The organism is Sporosarcina sp. FSL K6-6792 (genome assembly GCF_038004885.1).
Classification (GTDB): Bacteria; Bacillota; Bacilli; order Bacillales_A; family Planococcaceae; genus Sporosarcina; species Sporosarcina psychrophila.
Genome location: NZ_JBBOSA010000001.1, coordinates 3547039 through 3567981, shown reverse-complemented (window position 1 = coordinate 3567981; position 20943 = coordinate 3547039). Strand labels below are relative to the sequence as shown.

At 43.7% G+C, this 20943-nt stretch carries 21 protein-coding genes; 3 read left to right on the top strand and 18 right to left on the bottom strand.

Features of this window, described 5'->3' with window-relative positions; translation table 11 throughout:
* Positions 1 to 321: 321 nt before the first annotated feature.
* The 5 genes from MKZ26_RS17465 to MKZ26_RS17445 all read right to left on the bottom strand — a co-directional run bounded on the left by MKZ26_RS17465 (position 322) and on the right by MKZ26_RS17445 (position 4935).
* Complete coding sequence (locus MKZ26_RS17465) at positions 322 to 792, bottom strand: general stress protein (RefSeq protein WP_067213042.1); 471 nt, start codon at positions 790 to 792, stop codon at positions 322 to 324.
* 165 nt (positions 793 to 957) lie between these two features.
* The gene (locus MKZ26_RS17460; protein WP_340766937.1) at positions 958 to 2256 is read right to left on the bottom strand and encodes an efflux RND transporter periplasmic adaptor subunit; all 1299 of its coding nucleotides are present in this window, start codon (positions 2254 to 2256) and stop codon (positions 958 to 960) included.
* On the bottom strand, positions 2249 to 2944 hold the full coding sequence (locus MKZ26_RS17455) for a hypothetical protein (protein ID WP_340766936.1): 696 nt from the start codon (positions 2942 to 2944) through the stop codon (positions 2249 to 2251). The genes MKZ26_RS17460 and MKZ26_RS17455 overlap by 8 nt, the downstream gene beginning before the upstream one ends.
* A gap of 1073 nt (positions 2945 to 4017) precedes the next feature.
* The gene (locus tag MKZ26_RS17450; RefSeq protein WP_067213053.1) at positions 4018 to 4473 is read right to left on the bottom strand and encodes a transcriptional regulator; all 456 of its coding nucleotides are present in this window, start codon (positions 4471 to 4473) and stop codon (positions 4018 to 4020) included.
* A gap of 96 nt (positions 4474 to 4569) precedes the next feature.
* The gene (locus MKZ26_RS17445) at positions 4570 to 4935 is read right to left on the bottom strand and encodes a hypothetical protein (protein ID WP_340766935.1); all 366 of its coding nucleotides are present in this window, start codon (positions 4933 to 4935) and stop codon (positions 4570 to 4572) included.
* A 149-nt stretch (positions 4936 to 5084) separates the two neighbouring features.
* Here MKZ26_RS17445 and MKZ26_RS17440 point away from each other — a divergent pair, with 149 nt between their 5' ends.
* Complete coding sequence (locus MKZ26_RS17440; protein ID WP_187045911.1) at positions 5085 to 6665, top strand: SWIM zinc finger family protein; 1581 nt, start codon at positions 5085 to 5087, stop codon at positions 6663 to 6665.
* On the top strand, positions 6662 to 9403 hold the full coding sequence (locus MKZ26_RS17435; RefSeq protein WP_340766934.1) for a DEAD/DEAH box helicase: 2742 nt from the start codon (positions 6662 to 6664) through the stop codon (positions 9401 to 9403). The genes MKZ26_RS17440 and MKZ26_RS17435 overlap by 4 nt, the downstream gene beginning before the upstream one ends.
* Before the next feature lie 74 nt (positions 9404 to 9477).
* Here MKZ26_RS17435 and MKZ26_RS17430 read toward each other — a convergent pair whose 3' ends face one another.
* Positions 9478 to 9639 (bottom strand): hypothetical protein, encoded by a 162-nt coding sequence (locus tag MKZ26_RS17430; protein ID WP_156476111.1) that lies wholly within the window; start codon positions 9637 to 9639, stop codon positions 9478 to 9480.
* A 482-nt stretch (positions 9640 to 10121) separates the two neighbouring features.
* On the bottom strand, positions 10122 to 10562 hold the full coding sequence (locus tag MKZ26_RS17425) for a single-stranded DNA-binding protein (RefSeq protein ID WP_340766933.1): 441 nt from the start codon (positions 10560 to 10562) through the stop codon (positions 10122 to 10124).
* A 272-nt stretch (positions 10563 to 10834) separates the two neighbouring features.
* Between MKZ26_RS17425 and MKZ26_RS17420 the strand changes: the two genes are divergently transcribed.
* Positions 10835 to 11278 carry a YwpF family protein gene (locus MKZ26_RS17420; RefSeq protein ID WP_067213070.1) on the top strand — a complete coding sequence of 148 codons (444 nt, stop codon included), beginning with the start codon at positions 10835 to 10837 and terminating at the stop codon, positions 11276 to 11278.
* A gap of 449 nt (positions 11279 to 11727) precedes the next feature.
* Here MKZ26_RS17420 and MKZ26_RS17415 read toward each other — a convergent pair whose 3' ends face one another.
* From MKZ26_RS17415 to murA, 11 genes are all read right to left on the bottom strand, one after another.
* The gene (locus MKZ26_RS17415; protein WP_340766932.1) at positions 11728 to 12063 is read right to left on the bottom strand and encodes a hypothetical protein; all 336 of its coding nucleotides are present in this window, start codon (positions 12061 to 12063) and stop codon (positions 11728 to 11730) included.
* Between the two features lie 97 nt (positions 12064 to 12160).
* On the bottom strand, positions 12161 to 12547 hold the full coding sequence (locus MKZ26_RS17410) for a hypothetical protein (RefSeq protein WP_340766931.1): 387 nt from the start codon (positions 12545 to 12547) through the stop codon (positions 12161 to 12163).
* 85 nt (positions 12548 to 12632) lie between these two features.
* Positions 12633 to 13079 carry a 3-hydroxyacyl-ACP dehydratase FabZ gene (gene fabZ, locus MKZ26_RS17405; RefSeq protein WP_067213080.1) on the bottom strand — a complete coding sequence of 149 codons (447 nt, stop codon included), beginning with the start codon at positions 13077 to 13079 and terminating at the stop codon, positions 12633 to 12635.
* A gap of 51 nt (positions 13080 to 13130) precedes the next feature.
* Positions 13131 to 13457, bottom strand: a complete 327-nt coding sequence (locus tag MKZ26_RS17400) for a DNA-directed RNA polymerase subunit beta (RefSeq protein WP_082786736.1) — start codon at positions 13455 to 13457, stop codon at positions 13131 to 13133.
* A 113-nt stretch (positions 13458 to 13570) separates the two neighbouring features.
* Positions 13571 to 14407: a flagellar hook-basal body protein gene (locus tag MKZ26_RS17395; RefSeq protein ID WP_340766930.1), complete on the bottom strand. Its 837-nt coding sequence runs from the start codon at positions 14405 to 14407 to the stop codon at positions 13571 to 13573.
* 30 nt (positions 14408 to 14437) lie between these two features.
* Complete coding sequence (locus MKZ26_RS17390; protein ID WP_340766929.1) at positions 14438 to 15277, bottom strand: flagellar hook-basal body protein; 840 nt, start codon at positions 15275 to 15277, stop codon at positions 14438 to 14440.
* A gap of 44 nt (positions 15278 to 15321) precedes the next feature.
* Positions 15322 to 16314: a rod shape-determining protein gene (locus MKZ26_RS17385; RefSeq protein WP_340767680.1), complete on the bottom strand. Its 993-nt coding sequence runs from the start codon at positions 16312 to 16314 to the stop codon at positions 15322 to 15324.
* A 242-nt stretch (positions 16315 to 16556) separates the two neighbouring features.
* Positions 16557 to 16826 (bottom strand): sporulation transcriptional regulator SpoIIID, encoded by a 270-nt coding sequence (locus MKZ26_RS17380; RefSeq protein WP_067213089.1) that lies wholly within the window; start codon positions 16824 to 16826, stop codon positions 16557 to 16559.
* A gap of 769 nt (positions 16827 to 17595) precedes the next feature.
* Positions 17596 to 18255 (bottom strand): M23 family metallopeptidase, encoded by a 660-nt coding sequence (locus tag MKZ26_RS17375; RefSeq protein WP_340766928.1) that lies wholly within the window; start codon positions 18253 to 18255, stop codon positions 17596 to 17598.
* Between the two features lie 10 nt (positions 18256 to 18265).
* The gene (spoIID, locus tag MKZ26_RS17370; RefSeq protein WP_067213100.1) at positions 18266 to 19234 is read right to left on the bottom strand and encodes a stage II sporulation protein D; all 969 of its coding nucleotides are present in this window, start codon (positions 19232 to 19234) and stop codon (positions 18266 to 18268) included.
* A 378-nt stretch (positions 19235 to 19612) separates the two neighbouring features.
* A complete protein-coding gene (murA, locus tag MKZ26_RS17365; RefSeq protein WP_340766927.1) occupies positions 19613 to 20911 on the bottom strand; it encodes a UDP-N-acetylglucosamine 1-carboxyvinyltransferase in 1299 nt (432 codons plus the stop codon).
* Positions 20912 to 20943 lie beyond the last annotated feature (32 nt).

The following is a 20943-nucleotide window of genomic DNA, read 5'->3' as shown; positions in this document are numbered from 1 at the left end:
AATGGTCCTAGCACTCTAATTTCTGCTTTTCTGAAACGACGTGCGACAGATCAAAAAATTTTCAATGAAAATCAATAAATTTAACGCACTACAAAGTGGAAAAACGATCATATATCACGACCAACCGACTATATAACTTGTAAACCGATCATATCTTTTGCAAGAACAATCATATATCTACACGACCAATCATAATCGCTGCATAACCAATCATATCTCCTTGCCAACCAATCATATGTACAACTTCCCCCTGTCAGCGTCCGAACCACAAACAGACAGCCACCCAACTAAAATTGGGTGGCTGTCTGCATTTATATGACATTAGACGATTGGGGGAAATCGATCATTCGGTCTTGAATAGTCACCATCAAGAAGGACAAGGATTTTTCCTTCATTGAAGTAATCGTTGTAGCGGTTCGCTTCTTCTTCAGGGATACCCATGCCGATAAGTGCTCCGGCTAGTCCGCCAACTCCCGCTCCGGCAGCTGCGCCAGTAATGCCTGCTACAATTGGACCAGCTGCGATGATTGGACCAATTCCTGGTATTGCGAGTGCACCGATTCCCGCGAGCACGCCGCCAAGTCCTCCTAGAATTCCGCCAGTTGCTGCCCCTGTGGCTGCACCATCTGCTGCATATGTTCCTGTTTCTTCTGCAATAACATCCGCATTTGCTGTATGTTTACTCATAACAGATATGTCATCTGACACATATCCTTGTCTTTTTAAATCTTCAATTGCCGCAATTGCTTCAGTTTCTGTATCATAATAGCCAACTACATGTCGTGTTACCATCTCATAACGCCTCCTAGTATTTTTCAATAAGCTATTTGGCTAGCTAGTATTAAAAATACCCTTTCTAGTTCTTCTAAAACCTTTCAATTGCTACATTCCTATTACAGTTTCGTAACGAAAGAATAGTAGAGCATCAAAAAACCCCGAAGATTCGGGGTTCTGATGTCATCTTATAAGTATATATTTCACGTAATTTTTCCACCCGAATGCTCTCCATTGTTTTTTGGAAGGCAACTCTGTAGGCAATGACATGAATACCGTAGGTGAATATCCATACGTAGCAAGTTCAGGTTCATAAACAACTACATCTCCAAGATTGAGACCTTGCGACACGACCGCCCGAGTTTCCCATGTGAACGGTGTCGCAATGGCCACTTGTTTAGCACGACCTTCATTATCAATTATCCATGCATACGCCGTTTCTTTGTACAAGTCATGAAGCCACTTTTCTTTCACTGAAGTGACATCCAGCGCTTCATTGACAATAACGATTGCATTGACATTTGTTCCAAATGGCACCGATTGATCAGTAGCATCCGTCAAAATTCGTACTTCATAATAAGCAAGTGGATTCTTCACTTTGGTTTCGTCGAGTTCTTTGTAGGCTTGGAGCCATTCGTTGTCGATTGCAGGTGCCTCGGAAACAGAAAGAACCGTTCCTTCTACTGCATTTTCGATACTATCCCCTTGGATTAAGACCTGATCACCATTTCGAATTTTTTGCCACTCGTCATTTTTTGCATATGTGACAATCACTTTTTGTGAGCTAAAAATATCAACTGATAGCGTGGAACCGGTACGCGTTACTTTAGAAACTATACCGTCAACAGGGCTAATTAGAGCAGGTCTCCCTGGATTTTGTGATAATTGCGCCTCAACAACTGTTTGTTGGCGTTCAATTTCTGCAAGATCCTGTTCAGCCGCTGCGATTGCCTGTGCAAATGATCCGTCCTGCTTCACATCTACCTGGACATCAACATTCAGTCCTACTTCCACTTTTTTGTCGGTTGTATTTTCCGACACGTTATCTTTGCGATTCACATTTGAAGAACTATCCGATTGAGCTTCCTCCCGCTCAGACTCAAGACCTGATATCATGCTTCGAACAGATGATGTCTGTTGTTGAAGAGCCTCGCGTTCGGCTTCCCATACAGCGCGCTGTCCTTCTGCACGTTCTGTTTGTAGAATAGCAATTTCTTCCCCCACTGTAACAGGGTCGCCTTCTTTAACTAGCCACGAATCTACCGTATCGTCATTACCGACGTATACTGTATAGGTTTCTTCAGGTGCAACAAAGCCTTCTTTAGCGAGCTCCTCTCGGTGATCACTGCTTGTCATACGTTCATAGCGTTCGACATATACTGATTTGGTGATGACGCTTTTATCGGAAAATAGCAGATAAAAATTCACTGCTAGAAATGCACTGATTGCGACAGCGATAGCAATATTCGTCACTTTATTCACTACCAACACCCCCTTCTACAAAGGAATGGAACAAGCTTTCTAGTGGAATAAATCCAATAGCCGCAACTATAAGGGCCATTGCTACGTGGATTCCTATAAGTATCCAGATAAACCCTTTGCGTTCGGTATGACCCGTATACGCACCGATAAATCGTGATTGAAGTGCAATGATAAGTGCAGTTGTCACTGTCAATTGATTGAGGAATAGGATGATATACCAGGAATCGAGAAATGTTATCGCAAGTGGACCAAATGATAGGAATGAAACACTTGTTGTTGCTCCCTTCATCGTAAAGACAAGAAGCAAAACTGCTTTCTCGAGTAATAGAATACCTGTCACAAGTAGTTGTAAAGGTAATAACTTTTTAAACGGAATTGCCGTCAATCGACTTAATATGTATGCAAAACCAAAGAAATGAAACGCCATATACATAAGTGCCCACATGAGTGCACCAAGTACTGATACATATCGTGCAATTGTATAGTCTGTTGTGGTCATTGTGGAAAGGAGTGCTGTGATTGACTCTGTATTCATTCCCCATATATCACGAACGGCGAATAAAAGAACACCGAAAAAAGCTATGAATAACACACGTTTTTTGAAGCCGCGCATTGAAGAATTTTCAAGTTGGTTTGCCAACTGATGTGGATTCGTCAAGAAATGCCAAAACTTAAAGTCAAAAAACATTACGGTAATCCCTTTCTGCTCACTATTGCTGAATTTGATGAAGTCACCTTAACAAAGAAGAATAAACTACAATTCCTCCCCGTCGACCTAAGCCCACGGCAGATAGTACAAATTTTGAAACAAGTTCATCTCTCAAAAGCCTAGGGGTAACAAGTATAAGATGAAGATGCATCGTGACGGATTTTGCCACAGAGTAGCTTTTACTTATAACCCGAACTCCTAAGCACGGATACTAGACGTGCGCAAGCGCAATTCAAAATCCAAGCGAATTTACGCCGAGACGTAATTGATCTACTATGATTACTTTAGCAAAAATTGAGAGATTTGCAATGTTTGGATGCTAGTAAGCAATGATTTTTTACTATTATCCTTCTTTAATGGGTTCCAGAAACATATAAAACATGTTTAAGAAGCGCACTTTTTGTCCATTCTTCTAAGAAATACGTAAGGTGCTTGGTAGACGTGACGGGCATAAGTCGATCCAGAGACGTAGCGCTCTTTGCTACATAGCTGGATTGCTTATGACCCGAGCGGCTGGCGCCTGGAGTCTAGACACTATTCTAAGTCAAAAAATTATACTTTCTACTAAAACTGAATGATTTATTGGGGAATAAATACCGGCTTATTTCCCGGGAAATCGACAAAGGGGCGGATAGCTATGAATAAAGAGGGAATTTCTGCATTCACATGGCAAGACATTCTTTTTGGTTTGACAGGTTCCACCATTTTCATTGTGGCTCTTTACTTCATTACAGGTTGAACTATACAAGGTGCCATAGAGGTTCCTTTCAAATCCGCTACGGTGGGAGGCTACCCCTTGTCAGGCGCCTTCGCTCAGTTTATATTGGCATTCATTTGTTCAACATATTTACGTAAATAATATAGTAATGTTTGTAGCACCATGGTGGGAATTTGAGCTTTCATTTGGATTATCTAGAACAAAATCACCAGAGTCTGGAGGTGAAGTTTTCATGTGACAACTTGCCCACTTTACGGGATTCAATAGGTGCCAGGGCAATAAAAAAACACCTACCGTTAACCGCTAACGACAGGTGTTTGTTAAGTTTCACTTTTCAATTTTGCTGCAGTCCTTCCGTCAGTTCATTGAACATTTGTATGTTGTCTGTTTCGAGTGCATAATCAATCATGCGCAACCTGTTATCGGCTTCCAGTTGTTCAATGATACCCACCGCTTCTAATGTTACAACTTCTAGCGTCTCTACTTCCATTTCCAGCCCCATCGTTCCTTCAAGAATAGTGGTCAAATGGATATGAAGATCTGAAATAAGGAGCAATTGGTAGAGCGGTAATCGAATAAAACGGTTCCCCCGTTGGAAAACGAATACTTCTCCGAGATTTTCGACTTGCAAACTCTTGGTATTAATGACAATTTCTTTTCCCTCTGACGGGATGAATTGAAATACGTCCCCCCCTTTAAGAATGGAAAAGTATTGATAAGCAAACACTAGTCTGAGTTGAAAATCTTCTTGACTCGTGTAAAATGGTGTCATTCGTTGAACTGATAGCATCTTTCTCCCCTCCAATATAGAACATTCTGATTGTTATTAGTTTATCACAACTGTGGCTAGTTTGTGAACAGTTTATTATTATAGTATGCTATTCATCTATATATGTTGCCGCAACACATAATTATCGTTTGGCCTTTCCATTACAAATGACATCTTTCTTGGCTCGAATTGAAATTTCAATGATGACAACCATTCATATACGCCACAGTTTACATCTCCGGGAGAATCCCTCTTTCTCACGAACACAATATTGTTACGCCTAAAGTCGAGCAGCACAAACTGAAATTCCATCGTTCCGAATGCCACCGAACGAAAATATAATTTACGTTCCACAGATTCGTAGATGATATGATTAATGATGGGCGAAATCGTGCATGATAATGGAGTAATACTTTCTTGAAACTCTTTATTATGATGAAACAGAGACTCCAAATCAGGTACGTATAGAACAATCTTCTCCAATTCCTCACTCCTTCTTCGGCTTTTTAACGAATATGCTCTTTACTTTTATAGATAAACAAACAAAAGAACAAGATATGGAATAACTTCATTTCCGCTCACTGGAGAAAAGCGGTATAATAGAAGGAATGCTTTTCTTAGGGAGTGGTCCGATGAATATGACTGTCGAACGTGTATCCTACTTGCACGAAAATGAAATAAATGAATTTATGAATACAATTAAACATGCCCTACGGCCAGATATAGAACGCAATGCACTCGAAATCAGACGTGCTGTGGCTCTTGTCAGAAATGGTGCCACCAATTCCTATAGGTATGCGCCATCTGAAGGCGCAGTAATAGCGACTCTCCTTGGCGTAGACTCAGAAAACGTGCGCCTTTCTTTCAACAAAGTAGATGCGAATTGTACATGCGGATACGCTGGCTGGTGTTCGCACCGAATTGCAGTCGTATTTCATCTTTATTCACAACACAATTCTTTGAGCGAATGGCTACACGAATGGCGCAGAACTGAATCACAACAGATGGCACTGTCCATTTCAGAACGTACCCCAGATGCATGGATCGACGTCCTGACACGCTTAACTCAGCCGCTTCGGGCAATTGAAGTTGCGGAAAATCCGGGTGTATTCATCCACGAATCTTCTATAATTGATCAAAAAGCTACTCCGCTTATTCCGTTTGAATATGAATGGAAACCTCTTTTTGAACTTTATTATCGATTACATGTACTGGATGCCGGATGGACGTATGTAAAAGGCCATCTCGGCGGTGAACCAACTTCCTTTTTCTACGGGAAGTGGTATGTGCAAAACTGGTTGACGGAACAGCTCGGAAAGCTGAATGATAGCGTCAATGCAATCGGTGCAAAACCGAAACTGTTTGAAGCAGATGCTTTTCATGAACGGGTGAAAAGTCTCGTTCGAACATTCGCCCTAGGAAATTCCGGGCTCTTCCATGAGCGATTCCAAGTCTATCGTCTTTTTTGGCAGCAGCTATTTCCTTTTCGAGCTGCCCGAGACACTGAACTAACGATTCTCACGAATGAAGAATCTGAGGAAGCTCGAATTTTCATCGCCTTTTTCCACTTGATTCAAGGAGAACATGATGAGTTAGCGAAACTCGTTACACATGTAACAGCTACTAATGTTGCTACATGGCTACCGCTTGCAAAACTAGCGGAAAATAATGATGAAACCAAGGCCCTATCTATAATTATGCACGCTTTATTGCCCTTCATCGGCGATTACGTAAGTGATTCTGTTTCACTTTCATCTCGTCCTGCTTTCGTGCGGGACATCGATGGTTTATTCGAAGCGGCAGATTTCTCGGAAGAATTACGTGAAAGCATGTTTGCTCAATATGGTGAACCCGGCATCGATGTTTACGCTGACTTTTTGGTTGAACGTGAACGATTCGGCGAATGGGCGGCTCTCATGCATAGATACGGCGTTTCATATGACGGTGCAGAAGCGGGTGGCTTAAAAGTCGCACTGGCTTCAGATCCATCAGCCGTCTTGCCCCTACTCCATACGTTTGCTATGGGTTTCATCAAAGAAAAGAACCGTCACAGTTATCGACGCGCCGTCAAATTGTTTAAACAAATGAAAACTGGTTCGAAGAAAAGCGGAAAAGCTGACTTTTGGAATCAATATATCGATACAGTGCGTGAAAAAAACCGTAGACTACGCGCATTGATGGAAGAAATGGAGAAAGGGAATTTGAACTTATGACAGGAACATTCACATTGAACCGCCTTTTTCGTCTGAGCATCCGTTTGATGGAAGACGAACTATATTCCATTGCCGCTGAAGATGGCAGAGGGTTGCCAGTCGCCCCAGATGATCTTGTTTCCTTCCTATTCTTCAACAATGAGCGTGCACTTTACGGGCTTCTTGCAAATATGGATGACGAAGTTGCATATTTACAGGCAGACCAACTGCTTCAAGTTTTTTCTGTTATGCACCCCTATGTTACATTCGTTGGACTGACGGATGAAGACGATACTCAGCTTTCTTCAATTCGTGAGGCAACTAGCGCCTGGACCGACCCTAATCTATGGAATTATGCAGAAGTAGACGGTAACACTATTCGTTTTGACGGTAGCAAAGCGGGTATATCAGAAGGGGCTGCAGCCGTTATCAGCCAAGCAGTCAGCAGCAAACTTGCTGCATCTGCTATCAATCCCGATCTACTAGCTTCCCTGCTACCCCATTTACGGATGTACGGCTGGCCGGGCGAATCTGTTTCCACAATTCCAATCAGTGTTGCCTTCCGCTTAACTGAACCAGAAGCCGAGACAGATACGGAATGGCTTCTTGAAACGGTTATTATCGGCGAACGCGGTGCGCACTGGACACCTGCCGCCCGGAAAGTGAATGCACCTGCGGCTGATGCGCTTCCTGCTAAATGGAAACCATTCGCAGATGAAGTTGTGAAAAAGCAATCCGAAATGACATCATTCCTTGGCTCTGTAGAGCTTGCTTCAAGCGAAAGCTTTTTGTCCACACCGATGTCTGATCCGGAAGTACGGACATTCATTAAAGAAGACCTTCCGCTACTTCAATCGTTCGGCTATCCTGTCATCCTGCCTGCATGGTTGAAATCGGTGACAGAATCAAAATTGCGTATTCGAACGAACGCGGGCATACAATCGTATAAATCGGCTACAGGCTTGGACGAAGTGCTATCTTTCGATTGGAATTTCTCTCTTGCTGGTAATCCAATTGATCAGGATTCATTCCGTAAGCTTGTCGATGAAAACCGTGAATACATCCGCTCTGGTGATGAATGGTTCCATATCGATCCCCTTTGGCTCAGAAAAATTCGTGATTTAATGGATCGTGCGGATGCTGGGGAGTGGACTGTTAAAGACCTGCTGTTCCAAGACGTACCGGAAGAGATTGTTCCTCTTGAAGAGGACGAAGATATCGATGACCCACTTTTTGCTTTCACTATGCACCAATCGCTTCGAGGCTATATGGAAATGCTAGCCGATAAAAAGGGGCTTCCAGCAGCCGGTATTTCAAAGGATTTACTTGCTGAACTTCGACCATACCAAGAAGACGGCTATAACTGGCTTACCTTTATGCGTGATAATAGTTTTGGTGCGTGTCTTGCCGACGATATGGGACTGGGTAAGACAGTTCAGCTTATCACCTATTTACTGAATATCCATGCAAGACCTGATACAGATTCACCGTCACTCATCGTTTGTCCGACGAGTGTTCTCGGCAACTGGCAGAAAGAGATTGAACGGTTTGCACCAACGCTTTCTGTCCATACACACTATGGCCCATTACGTGCAAAAGACGAAAGCTTTAAAGAACTAATGGCTCAACTGAAGCCCGACGTCGTTCTTACAACATACGGTACTGCTTCACAGGATGGCGAGATGCTAGCAGAAACGGAATTTGCCAGCATTACACTGGATGAAGCACAAAACATAAAGAACATGCAGACAAAACAGTCCCGTGTCATCCGAAAACTTCGCGGCAAGCATCATATCGCACTAACCGGTACACCGATCGAGAACCGTTTATCAGAGCTATGGGCGATTTTCGACTTTATTCACAAAGGATACTTCGGCAGTTTCCGCAAGTTCACGGATAACTTCATCATCCCGATTGAACGTGATGATTCTGAAGCGGATAAGCGGAAGCTACGAGCAAAAATCCGTCCGTTCCTTCTACGCAGAACAAAGAGTGATCCCGATTTACAACTGAATCTTCCACAAAAACTTGAGCAAAATGAATATTGTCCTTTAACGACTGAACAGGCTGCCTTATATGAAAGTTTCCTTGAAGAAACGAAATTCAAGTTGCAGACACTTACCGGTTTTGAAAAGAAAGGCCTTATTTTAAAAATGCTTAGCCGATTAAAACAGCTCTGTAACCATCCGGCCTTATTCTTGAAAGAACCGCACGCTCCAGCAACACAATTACTTTCTAGATCCAATAAGCTAGACTTAATTGTCTCAATGGCAGCTGAAATCGCTGCTAATAAGGAACAATGCCTTATCTTCACGCAATACATTGGCATGGGGCAACTTATTCGTCAATGCTTGTCTGAACTTCATGGAATCGATGTACCATTCTTGACAGGCAGTATGCCGAAAGGTCAGCGTGACCGGCTTGTCGAGGCTTTCCAAGAAGGCGAATTCCCTATTTTCATCTTATCGTTAAAAGCAGGTGGAACTGGACTGAACTTGACTGGTGCAAACCACGTATTGCATGCTGATAGATGGTGGAATCCAGCCGTCGAAAATCAAGCTACCGACCGTGCATATCGCATAGGCCAGACAAAATTTGTCCATGTCCATAAGTTCGTGACGATTGGAACTATTGAAGAAAAAATCGACAAGATGCTTGTCGAGAAAGCCGCATTGTCCGCGGATCTCATCCAATCAAGTCAATGGCTGTCTGATTTGTCCGAAACGGAACTGGACGATCTATTATCGTTTGACAACTAAAATTATGCTATGTAAGAAGACTCCTGAGCCACCAGTGGCACTGGGGTCTTTTTACTTACCGTTGTCGAATCCTCTTACACACGTTCCGCAAGTGGAATAATATGTACAGTTCCGAATTTTTTCTTCCTTTCTAGGTCTTCAATTCGATTCAGGCGATTGTTCTGATTGGCTACAATGCTGATTAATTGTTCAATTTGCATTTCCATCCGTTTCATGTCCTTTTTAATTGTAGTCATGTTCCACACTCCTTTCTTTTCATAATCCGCTTGCGTGGATCCCATTTACGGAAACAGCCTCCGTCCTTGGGATCCCCATTAGCGTTTTTCGACGTAAGATATCCGACCCCATCGGATATTAGCGTTACATTCCCCTTATTTACCGCGAACAGACGCCACTGAGCATCTGTTCGCGATACTTTACTCTCACTCTGACCGAACATGGGCAGAACCCCTTCTGTTGACATGTACGGTTATTTCTTTTCCTCACATATAGCCTATTAGCGCCCACAGAATATAGGTTATACAGCCGTTGTCGCAATACGCGGCGACTTTAGACTGCCTTCCTCTTGTGGTATTCTTAGGCTGCGTTCCGCTAAAATTAGCTTTGCTTACTACCTATCCATTTTCAGTTGTCGGTACCGCCCCGGTTTGTCGTCCGGCTAGTCTATCCCCTCCTTTTCACGACCATTCCCCGGCTTTTTATGTATCATTGTGCCTGGTCAAAAAATCGGTAATCCTTCTGTTTCACGGCTGGGGAGATTGAAATGCTCAGCATCACTTTTCTCCTCCGCTGGAAGTGTCATTCTACCTACCTGTTCACTATACAAGTTGTCATTGGTGCGTTTTTTTGTTAAAATGAACCGTATATCCTCAGCAATCACCTCTGTTACATAGACTCTACTCTTGTCTTCACGTTCGTAGGACCTAGACTGAATGCGCCCGCCTACGCCGATTAGAGATCCTTTACCGCAATGTTTAGCAGTATTCTCCGCCGCCTTTCCCCACAGTGTACAAAGTACAAAGTCTGTCTCCACTTCTCCTTTTTGGTTTTTAAAATTGCGGTTCACAGCGAGTACAAAACTTGTTTGTACCCTTCCTTCTGATACTCTTCTCAGAATTGGATCTTTTGTGATACGTCCAACCAGTGCAACTTGATTCAATCGATTTCCTCCTCTCTCGTTTATTAATTTCATCTTACTTGGTTTAGTCTAATTTGTGCAATACACGATATCCCAATTTTCTGTCTATTATTCGCTATAAAAACCCTATTTGCTTAACTACGAAGTTACATTTATCTACATAAACGGCATAACCGTATGCCGGACTTGAATTTATCCGATTCGTCAATAATTTAAGTTTGCCATGTTTTAAGTTTGTCGGTGAAATTTGTGCCTATGGTATAATAAAAGGAAAAAGATTGAGGTGGATACCGATGAAAACATTCAAAATGTTGTCTGTCGGAATATTACACGAAGAGCGAATGCTGGATTTCCCTCTCATAGACGGAATTATAATCAATCAGGAGAACAGTCACCGTATGTGGATATTGGAAATGTTCATTGATAAGGAACATCAACCCATTTTTGAAAAATGGATGGCTGATGAAGAATTACTTGAAGTGAAAGTCGTTATTTCTTATCCTGAAAATGAACCAGCTGCTTTTCGCGTTGCTGTCAAAGGGGTTAAGTTGATTGGGGATAATGTCTCTGTGTTAATGAAAGGCCGCTTGAAACGAGCACGTGCACAGTATGCAGAACAGTTGCTGGAAGAATTGATTGGTGAGGGAATGGGCGGCGCCGAATTGCTACAGCGGTTCGAATCCGATATGCGCTCTCGACCACGTTTAAAAAAGGATCAAGAAAAAGAGAATGAATGACTTCGTGCTGCCTGGAATACGGGCAGTTTTTTTGTTAAGAAAAACTGTAAGACACACTGCACTTTTGTATACGGTTAGACTCCGGGCGCCTAGCCCCTTGAACCACACGAAGTGGGTCATGCAGTCGTTGCGACACGACGTCGCGAACTTAGACTGCCTTCCTTTTACCAGCCTTATGCCTGTCGCGTCTGGACGGCGCCCTGCGCTTTTGCATACGGCTAGACTCCAGCGCCTAGCCCCTGGAACCACACGAAGTGGGTCATGCAGTCGTTGCGACAGGACGTCGCGATTTTAGACTGCCTTCCTTTATATTCGGACTTGAAGATAAAGGCAAAGAACGCCTTTTTCTTCAAGTCTTTCAGTGCCTGTCGGGGCTGAACAGGCGCTTCCGCTTTTGTATAAAAAAAACCGCCTCTAGTGTTACGAGGCGGTTCCCGCACGGCTTGCGGTTAACGATTGTTTCCGTTCGTTTTGTTCTCGTTCGAGTTTTTTTCGATGATGACTTCGTTCGGAGTAGTCGTGTTTTCTTCATTAATAACTCCGTTACGTACTCCGTTGTTGTCATTAATGACTCCTTCATCTACACCATTTACATCCCGATCGTTCTCGAGACCATCCATATTCGGTCCTGTTTGCTCATCGTTCACTTCGGGTGTTATGTCCCTCGTTCGATCCTCCACTTTTTCCATTGGAGTTTCGTTGTTATTCGGAACTGCATCGTTGTTTGCACAAGCTGTAAGGACTAGTCCCGACATAAGAACAAGTGGTATCGCTTTTTTGAACATGAAAAGATTCCCTCCTCTCCACAAGCCGTCTATCACACAAACCTGTATGATACTTCGTAGCTTTGCCCGAAATGAGGGAACTATCCATGTTTCTTTTTTAAGCTTCTAAATATTTTTTTAGCAATGTGTCAATGTATACCGCTTCGGCTTTACAGTGATACTCGTAATGAGTATCAAGCTCTTCCTGCATGCTTTGGATCTCCACAATCTGTTCTTCAGATGGCGGCTCACTGAGGATGCGGGCGATGATTTCATTGATACGCTGCGCGAGGTCTTCATGGAATTCCGGATCAATTTTCATGTCTTCTGGAATTTTTGAATACCAGAGTGCTTTTACGGTAATATATTCACGCCAGCTGGCGATATAATCATCGATACTGAATTTTTCACCGGACCACTCGATATCGCTCATGTATTGTTCGAATGTCTGTGTGATGGACCTAGTAATGCTACTTTTTAGATTTGGAGAAAGATCTTTAAACATACTGATTTGTTACCTCCCACTTTAGAAGTGCATTGTAACCGCACCGTAATGACCATTGTAACCAAATTTCAAGGTGTTCGCAAATTTAGTTCCCATTTTTTGAAACAATAGGTCCTAATGCAAACGTAATTTCTGTTTCGCATGCGATTTCTCCGTTAACCGTTGCGATTGCTTTACCTTTACCAATCGTACCGCGAAGTCGCGTGATTTCCACTTCGAGTTTTAACGTATCACCTGGCGTTACTTGCCGTTTGAAGCGACAATTGTCAATCCCGGCAAAAAAGGCAAGACGTCCTTTATTTTCTTCTTTTTGCAATAAAGCGACGGCACCAACTTGTGCGAGCGCTTCCACAATAAGAACGCCTGGCATAACCGGATAACCTGGGAAATGTCCATTGAAGAAATCTTCATTGATTGTCACATTTTTTATGCCTACTGCTCGTTTTCCTTCTTCGACCTCAAGAATCCGGTCTACCATAAGAAACGGGTAACGATGCGGCAAAATCGCTTGTATCTGTTCTGCTGTTAGCATAGTCATCCTCCTGACATTTCAGTACTTTTCTATTCAAAACGAAAGAGTCTTTTACGACTCTTTCCCATTAATGATATCCATAATGTGAATCCAAGTTTCTTTCTTAAAGACATCACTCGAATCCCCATCACCGATACTGCTGTATCCTACCAAGGCACCAAGATAGGCTGCACCGGCTAGAAGCAAGAGAACAAGTATCACACGAAGCCAAATCGGAAGGATGCGAATTTGGACCCAAAATTGCTTTTTCGGTGGAGTTTCCTCAACCGGCTTATTTTGTCTTCCGCGTTCTTTACGAGTAGACCGAATTAAAGGCGGTGCACTCTCCTTTTTCCTTGAATCATTCGAATTCAAGTTGTTTCTTTTTTCATCTGTCATATTCAGTACTCCCTAATTGTCCGGTCATCAGATAGCTACCGGATGCAGGTAGACTACCCTTTTCGTCTGTCTCATACACTTCAGAGCCGAACGATACTATTTTTATCAAGAACTTATCGGATGCCGTTAATCAGACCGAGCATTTGATCTGCAAGCGTCACTGCCCGCGCATTAAATTGATAATTACGTTGCACACTAATGAGATCCGTCATCTCTTTCTGTGAGTTAACATTCGATGCTTCGAGTGCCTGACCTTCCAATCCAATTACGTTTCGCGCAGCACCTTGTAGTTCAGTTAGAACTTGCTGTTGCGTGACACCAAGATCCGCCAAGTTTTCAGGCAATGCAAAATTTGTTCCCGATAAACGCTGCATCAAATTTGGGCGTTCCATCACTGTCACAGCCAGTTCAATTGTTTGCGTCGTTCCGTCTGCATTTGTCAGTTGCAAATTTCCACCTGGGTTAACTGTATAATTTGTAACATTATCGGAAAACGTAATTGGCAATCCCGCACTGTTTGCAACCGGATATCCGTCACCATTTACAAGCATCACTTGCCCATTAGCAACTGGAGAAACGTAGAAATTCCCTTGACGTGTATAGACAGTTTTTTCCCCGCCTCCATCAGGCATTAGGACGTTGAAATATTGTTTTGGTGTCGTCAGTGCAAAGTCGAGTTCGCGACCCGTCATTTGCAATGAACCCGCTTTCCAGTTCATCTGTGATTGACCAAGTACAGCACCTGATCCGTAGCGGATGCCGGTAGGTGATTGGCGCGGCGCAGTATCTGCTTTGTCATTGTTGAATTGTTGGTATAACATCTCTTGGAATTTAGCATCGCTTGCTTTATAACCATTTGTTGAAATGTTCGCAAGGTTATTTCCGATTATATCCATTTGACTTTGCAATTGACTCAACGTATTTGTTGCTGTCGTCATTGTGCGTATCATGCATCCCGCTCCCTTTCAAATCGCATGTCATTAGTTGACACGTCCCACTTCCGTTACTGCCTTTTCCATGCTGCGGTCATAGGCTTGAAGAATTTTTTGATTGGCCTCGAATGCACGGTATGCAGTAAGCATGTCCGTCATCGTTCGTGCTGCATCAACATTGGAACCTTCGAGATAACCTTGCTGCATCGAATAGGAGACGCCTGCCGTGCCGTTTGCGGCTGCAAGGTTTTCGCCGCCTTCTGTTACGAACATGCCATCTCCTTGTTTCAGAAGCATGTCAGGGCGCTGTGCAAATGAAATACCAAGTGTTGCGACAGCCGTGTCGCCGTCCATAATTATGCCTTCATCCGTCACACGAAAATCATCGTTTTGCAAGGCAATCCGTTGCCCGTTATTATCAAGAACATAGGCGCCACCTGCACTTGTCAAAAAACCGCTTGGATCAAGTGTGAAACTGCCGTTCTTTGTATATTGCTCACTTCCACCTTCATTTTCAAGTCTGAAGAAGATGGCACCCTGAGTTCCAGTTTCTGCATCAATTGGTAAGCGACCGTCAATCAGAGCGATATCGGTCGTCAGCTCAGTTTCGCGCAATTGTCCCTGCGTGAATAATGGCAACGTCTCCTGCATGTAAACACCCGTTGAAACTGAACCTACCGGAGATAAGCCCTTCATTTGAAAGCCATTTTCTGTTGGGATTTTTGCCGTGTTAATACTCGACATATACATTTCAGGAAACGAGCGAATCACCGATTGCTCCGCCTTGAAGCCTGGCGTGTTGGCATTCGCCATATTATTCGCCAGCATTTCTGTTCTGCGTTGCTGTGCAATCATTCCTGATCCAACTGTGTAAAATCCACGGAACATATGTCCACCTCCTCTTACTTCAAAATTAGAGTTGTTAACAATTTCTAACGGTTAGAGATTTTATCCATATTCTCCAATAAAATGCCTGTCCCAATTGCAACGCAATCGAGCGGATTATCTGAAATGAATACAGGTACTTTCAATTCATCAGCGAGTAATTGGTCGATGCCGTGCAATAACGCACCGCCCCCAGTAAGAAATACGCCACGATCGATAATGTCAGCAGACAATTCAGGTGGTGTTTTTTCCAAGACATTTTTCGCTGCATGGACAATCATATAGATTGATTCTTTTAGTGCTACAGCGATTTCATCTGAATGGATTGTCACAGTGCGGGGAAGTCCCGAAACCATGTCACGTCCTCTTATGTCTATCTGTTCTTTTCGACTGCCTGGGAAAACCGTACCAACATTGAATTTGATATTTTCTGCAGTCCGTTCTCCGATAAGCAACTTATAATGGTGTTTAATATATTGTGTAATATCGTTGTCAAAAGTATCTCCAGCTACAGTGATAGAGCGCGATGTAACGATGTCTCCCATCGATAAAACAGCGACATCTGTTGTACCTCCACCGATATCGATAACCATGTTGCCGCTCGGTTGAAAAATATCCATTCCAGCTCCAATTGCTGCAACTTTTGGTTCTTCTTCAAGATAAATTTTCTTACCGCCCGATTTTTCAGCGGCTTGTCGAATGGCTTTCTGTTCAACACTCGTAATGTTTGTAGGACAACAGATAAGAATTCTAGGTTTTGATAAAAATCCTTTAACGTCCAATTTATTAATGAAGTGGCTAAGCATAGCTTCTGTTACATCAAAATCAGCGATAACCCCGTCTTTCATAGGTCTAATCGCAATAATATTGGCAGGCGTCCTACCAACCATTTGTCTTGCTTCTTCTCCGACTGCCAGTACTTTATTCGTGTTTTTATCAATTGCCACGACTGAGGGTTCGTTTAGAACAATCCCTTTTCCTTTAACGTGTATTAAGACGTTGGCCGTACCGAGGTCAATTCCAATATCTTTTGCAAACATTGTTTCTGTTTCCCCTTCCACCTGCATCATCGGATATTCCCGTGTATGTATACGCTACTAACTAACAATTTTACCATAGTTAACTGGCAATGAATATACTTTAGAACTATTTGATTGAAAGATTAAAGGAAAAGCGGAAGGCACCGTTCAGACGCGAAAGACATATCGCGAGAGAGTTTAGCGCCTGGAGTCTAGACAATATGAAAGGCGGATCGCAATGAGTCTGCGATCCGCCTTTCATCCTAACTGCTTCCTACTTTTTTCGTTTCGTTCATCCATTTAACTCTCGTCGCCTCGCCGCCCCGTAAATGTCTGACAGACTTATGATAGGCAAGTATTTTTGCGACTTCTTCAGACAGTGCCACATCGACGTTAGGCAAACGTTCCGTCAAATCTTTGTGGACCGTGCTTTTCGAATAGCCTGTCGCTTTTGCTAACGCCCGTACGGTAAGTCCAGTTTCCAGCAACATTTTTCCGAGGCGCACGCATCGCCTCCGTATTTGCTCGTGCACGCCCTCTTCCTTTCGTGTCAGGTCCGATTCTTCCTTTATCTTATGCAATTAATGGGCTTGATATGCGGGCGGTCGTTGAGGGACAGTAGATTAGTTGGCGTGCGAATATGATTGATTCGGCGGAGGTTATTATCGGGGGGCTCGGGATATGATCGATTCGACAGAAGTTATGATCGGGCAGCGTGAGATATGATCGATTCGGCGGTGGTTATGATCGGGCAGCGTGGGATATGATCGATTCCACGGCAGTTATGATCGGGTAGCGTGGGATATGATCGATTCCACGGCAGTTATGATCGGGTCGCGTGGGATATGATCGATTCGGCAGAAGTTATGATCGGATGGCGTGGGATATGATCGATTCGGCGGTGGTTATGATCGGGTGGCGCGGGATATGATCGGATCGACGGTGGTTATGATCGGGTGGCGCGGGATATGATCGGATCGACGGCGGTTATGATCGGGTGGCGCGGGATATGATCGATTCAGCGGCGGTTATGATCGGGCAGCCTGGGATATGATCGATTCGGCGGCGGTTAGGATCGGACAGTGTGAGATATGATCGATTCGGCGGTGGTTATGATCGGGTGGCGCGGGATATGATCGATTCCACGGCAGTTATGATCGGCAAGCGTGAGATATGATCGATTCGGCGGTGGTTATGATCGGCAAGCGCGGGATATGACCGGTTCAGCGTTGGTTATGTCTGATTTCACACAAAAAAAAAGCCACTCCGGATTGATTCGGGAATGGCTGGGAACGTGCTGTTTTAAAATGCAAGATATGAGCGCGGATTGACGACTACTCCATCTTTTTGGACTTCGAAATTAATGTGGATACCGACTGTACTATTCCAATCGTTTTCTGCAGCGGTGCCGAGCGCTTGGCCCTGATCCACCTCTTCACCTTTTTTAACGAGAATACCTGAGACGGATCGATAGATTGTTTTCAACCCATCTGCATGAGAAAGTATGATTTCATCACCTTTAAATGGGTCTAGCACGACATCATCCACGGTGCCGCTTAGTGAAGCGACGACTTCGAATGGCTTGCCTTGTACTGAAATGGTTACGCCAGTGTTCATCACATATTGCTGATCGAATACGAGCATAGCACTTTCACGCATGGCTTCCTCTGCATCTACATCATAATAATCTTGCAGAATGGCCACATCATCAATGAGCGCTTCAGGAAATGGATATTTAGGCATTTCCTTTACAGCGTTCGTCTCGACCGTCAATCCGTCTTTAGGGTCATTCCCTGCAACGTCCGCAAATCCTGGGGCATCATCTTTCATGAATGCATTATAACCCCAGATCATGCCGACGAAGACGATTGCGATACCCGAATAGACTACAGGCCAAAACCAGCTTTTTGTCTTTGCACTTTTGTTCTTCTGAGAAGGGGCTTTCGGTTTTTCTTCTCGCATTGTCATCACCTCACTCGCTATTATTTGCAAGTGAAGGAGTTTTTAAACATTGGGAATCAAGTAATGTGAATTTTTTTATTTGCGTGCCTGTGTAATAGTGTAAAAGAATTTTCTCGGCTGCCCATCCTTTCTGAGCATATGCTTCTGCTCCATATTGACTCATCCCAACGCCGTGGCCATATCCTGTCGTTGTTACATGTACTATTTTATTTGTCACATCAAATGCGATATCAAAGTCCGTGGATGCTAGTCCCAATAATTCACGCACTTCCCTACCACTCGCTTGGAATTCAGAAGTTACGACTTTTTGGACACGGCCCGTTGGATTGCGTACAAGTTGTAACGACCTGAAACTATCGGCATTCCACTTGCCCCCGATTGTTTTATTCCATTTAGCAAGCGGAATTTCGGCTGTTCGTTCTACCTTTGCCTCAACGTCCCCCTCCCCGGGACTTTCCACACTTTGTAGATAGGGAATATCATTGCCGCTAAAGTTTTGTGCTGTCTCAGTCTTCCCATTAGATGTGGAAAAAAACATTGCCGATATCATTTTGTCTTGATAAACAATGGTATCTCCCGCAGTCGCTTCCACCGCTGCACGCACTTTCTTTTCATTGCGCTTAAATTCTTTTCCCCATCGCTCTTTCCGTTTCTCCTCTGACGAATAGACTTGTGCGGAAACGTCAGGAGCAATTGCCTTTTTACCGTTATCTGTTGTCTGGAGTGCATATGTACGGGCCGCAATCGCTTGAGCTTTTAGCGCCTCTTCCTGGAACGTTGCAGGCATTTCAGCTGCGACGACCCCCACTACATATTCCTCAAGCGAGATTGGCTTGTCCGCACCGGCAATCATGATGTCTACGGGGCAAAGTTCTACTTTCTGTTCTCCGGGCTCAGTGACTTTTTCGGGCGTCTGCCTCAATAATAGAGGGATGAAAAATAGAAGTATAATGAATAACGCTGTTAGTAGTTTGTCCATGATTAATTATATGAATCATATTGGGTTTTATTCCTGCTTTTTTGGGCATACTAGCGAAAGTGCAGGACTCGGTCTAGATGCGACAAGCATAAGATGAGTAAAGGAAGGTAGTCTAAGTTCGCGACGTCGTGTCGCAATGCCTGCATCCTGCAGACCCAAGCGACGTTCTTTGTCCGGGAAGGATGCAGTTCAATCCTTTCTAGCTGGGTTGACTTATACCTCGAGCGTAGTCTAGAGGTGAGCGAAAGTGCAGAGTACCTTTACAAACGTAGGCAGTCTACGTGCGTAACATCCTGCCCGTATAATTACATAAAATGAAATGCGAAAAAGGCCGCAGTTAATGCTCTACAGCCTTTTCCAAATACGTATTGAATTTGATTAAACGAGTTGTGCTGATTTTTCCGTTTGCATTTCCGGTGAAACACGGACGATATCCGCTCCAAGTGCAGCAAGTTTACCATGGAAATTCACATATCCGCGGTCAAGATGCTCCAGTTCAGTAACGCGAGTAACGCCTTCTGCTACAAGTCCTCCAAGAATAAGGGCTGCAGCTGCACGAAGATCCGTAGCCGCCACTTCAGCGCCTTGAAGTTCAGATGGTCCTGTAATAATAACCGATCTGCCTTCGATTTTAATAGAAGCATTCATGCGGCGGAATTCTTCAACGTGCATGAAACGATTTTCAAAAACTGTTTCAGTTATGATACCAGTACCCGTCGACGTTAGCATAAGCGCCATCATTTGGGACTGCATATCTGTTGGGAAACCTGGATGTGGCATTGTTTTCAAATCTACGGATTTCAAAGGCAGTTGTGCAGTAACGCGAACTCCTTCATCTAATTCCGTAATTACGACGCCCATTTCGCCCATTTTCGAAATAAGTGCAGCATTATGCTCAGGTACGGCATTTTCAATGATGACATCGCCACCTGTAATTGCAGCTGCTACCATGAATGTACCTGTTTCGATACGATCAGGTATAATATGATGAATTGTGCCATGTAATTGATTGACGCCTTCGATTCGGATATTATCCGTACCAGCTCCAACAACTTTACCGCCCATTTCATTAATAAAGTTGGCAAGGTCAACAATTTCAGGTTCCTTCGCCGCGTTTTCAATGATTGTCGTTCCTTTAGCCAATGCCGCTGCAGTCATGATATTTTCAGTTGCACCGACACTTGGGAAATCGAGATAAATTTTAGCGCCTTTCAAACCGTTTTCCGCTTTCGCTTCAACGTGCCCGTGGCCAAATGTAATTTCTGCCCCCATCGCTTCAAAGCCTTTTAAATGTTGGTCAATTGGTCGTGATCCAATTGCACAACCACCAGGCATGGCAACGCGTGCAAAGCCATTACGCGCAAGTAGTGGGCCCATGACAAGAATAGATGCACGCATTTTCCGTACATATTCGAACTGTGCTTCACTTGAAAGCGTACCCGAAGAATCGATAATGACTTCATTTAATTCAGGTGTATAATCCACATTCGCATTTAAACTTTTCAGTACTTGATTTATTGTCCCAACGTCTGATAGATTTGGAACGTCACGTATTACGTTTACACCCTCTGATGCAAGAAGTGCAGCCGCAAGTATCGGTAATACTGCGTTTTTAGCGCCCTCGACTCGAACGTTTCCTTTAAGTACACGTCCACCGTTGATAATTATTTTATCCAAAACAAGTCCCTCCGACTCCTAAGTTGTAGCCA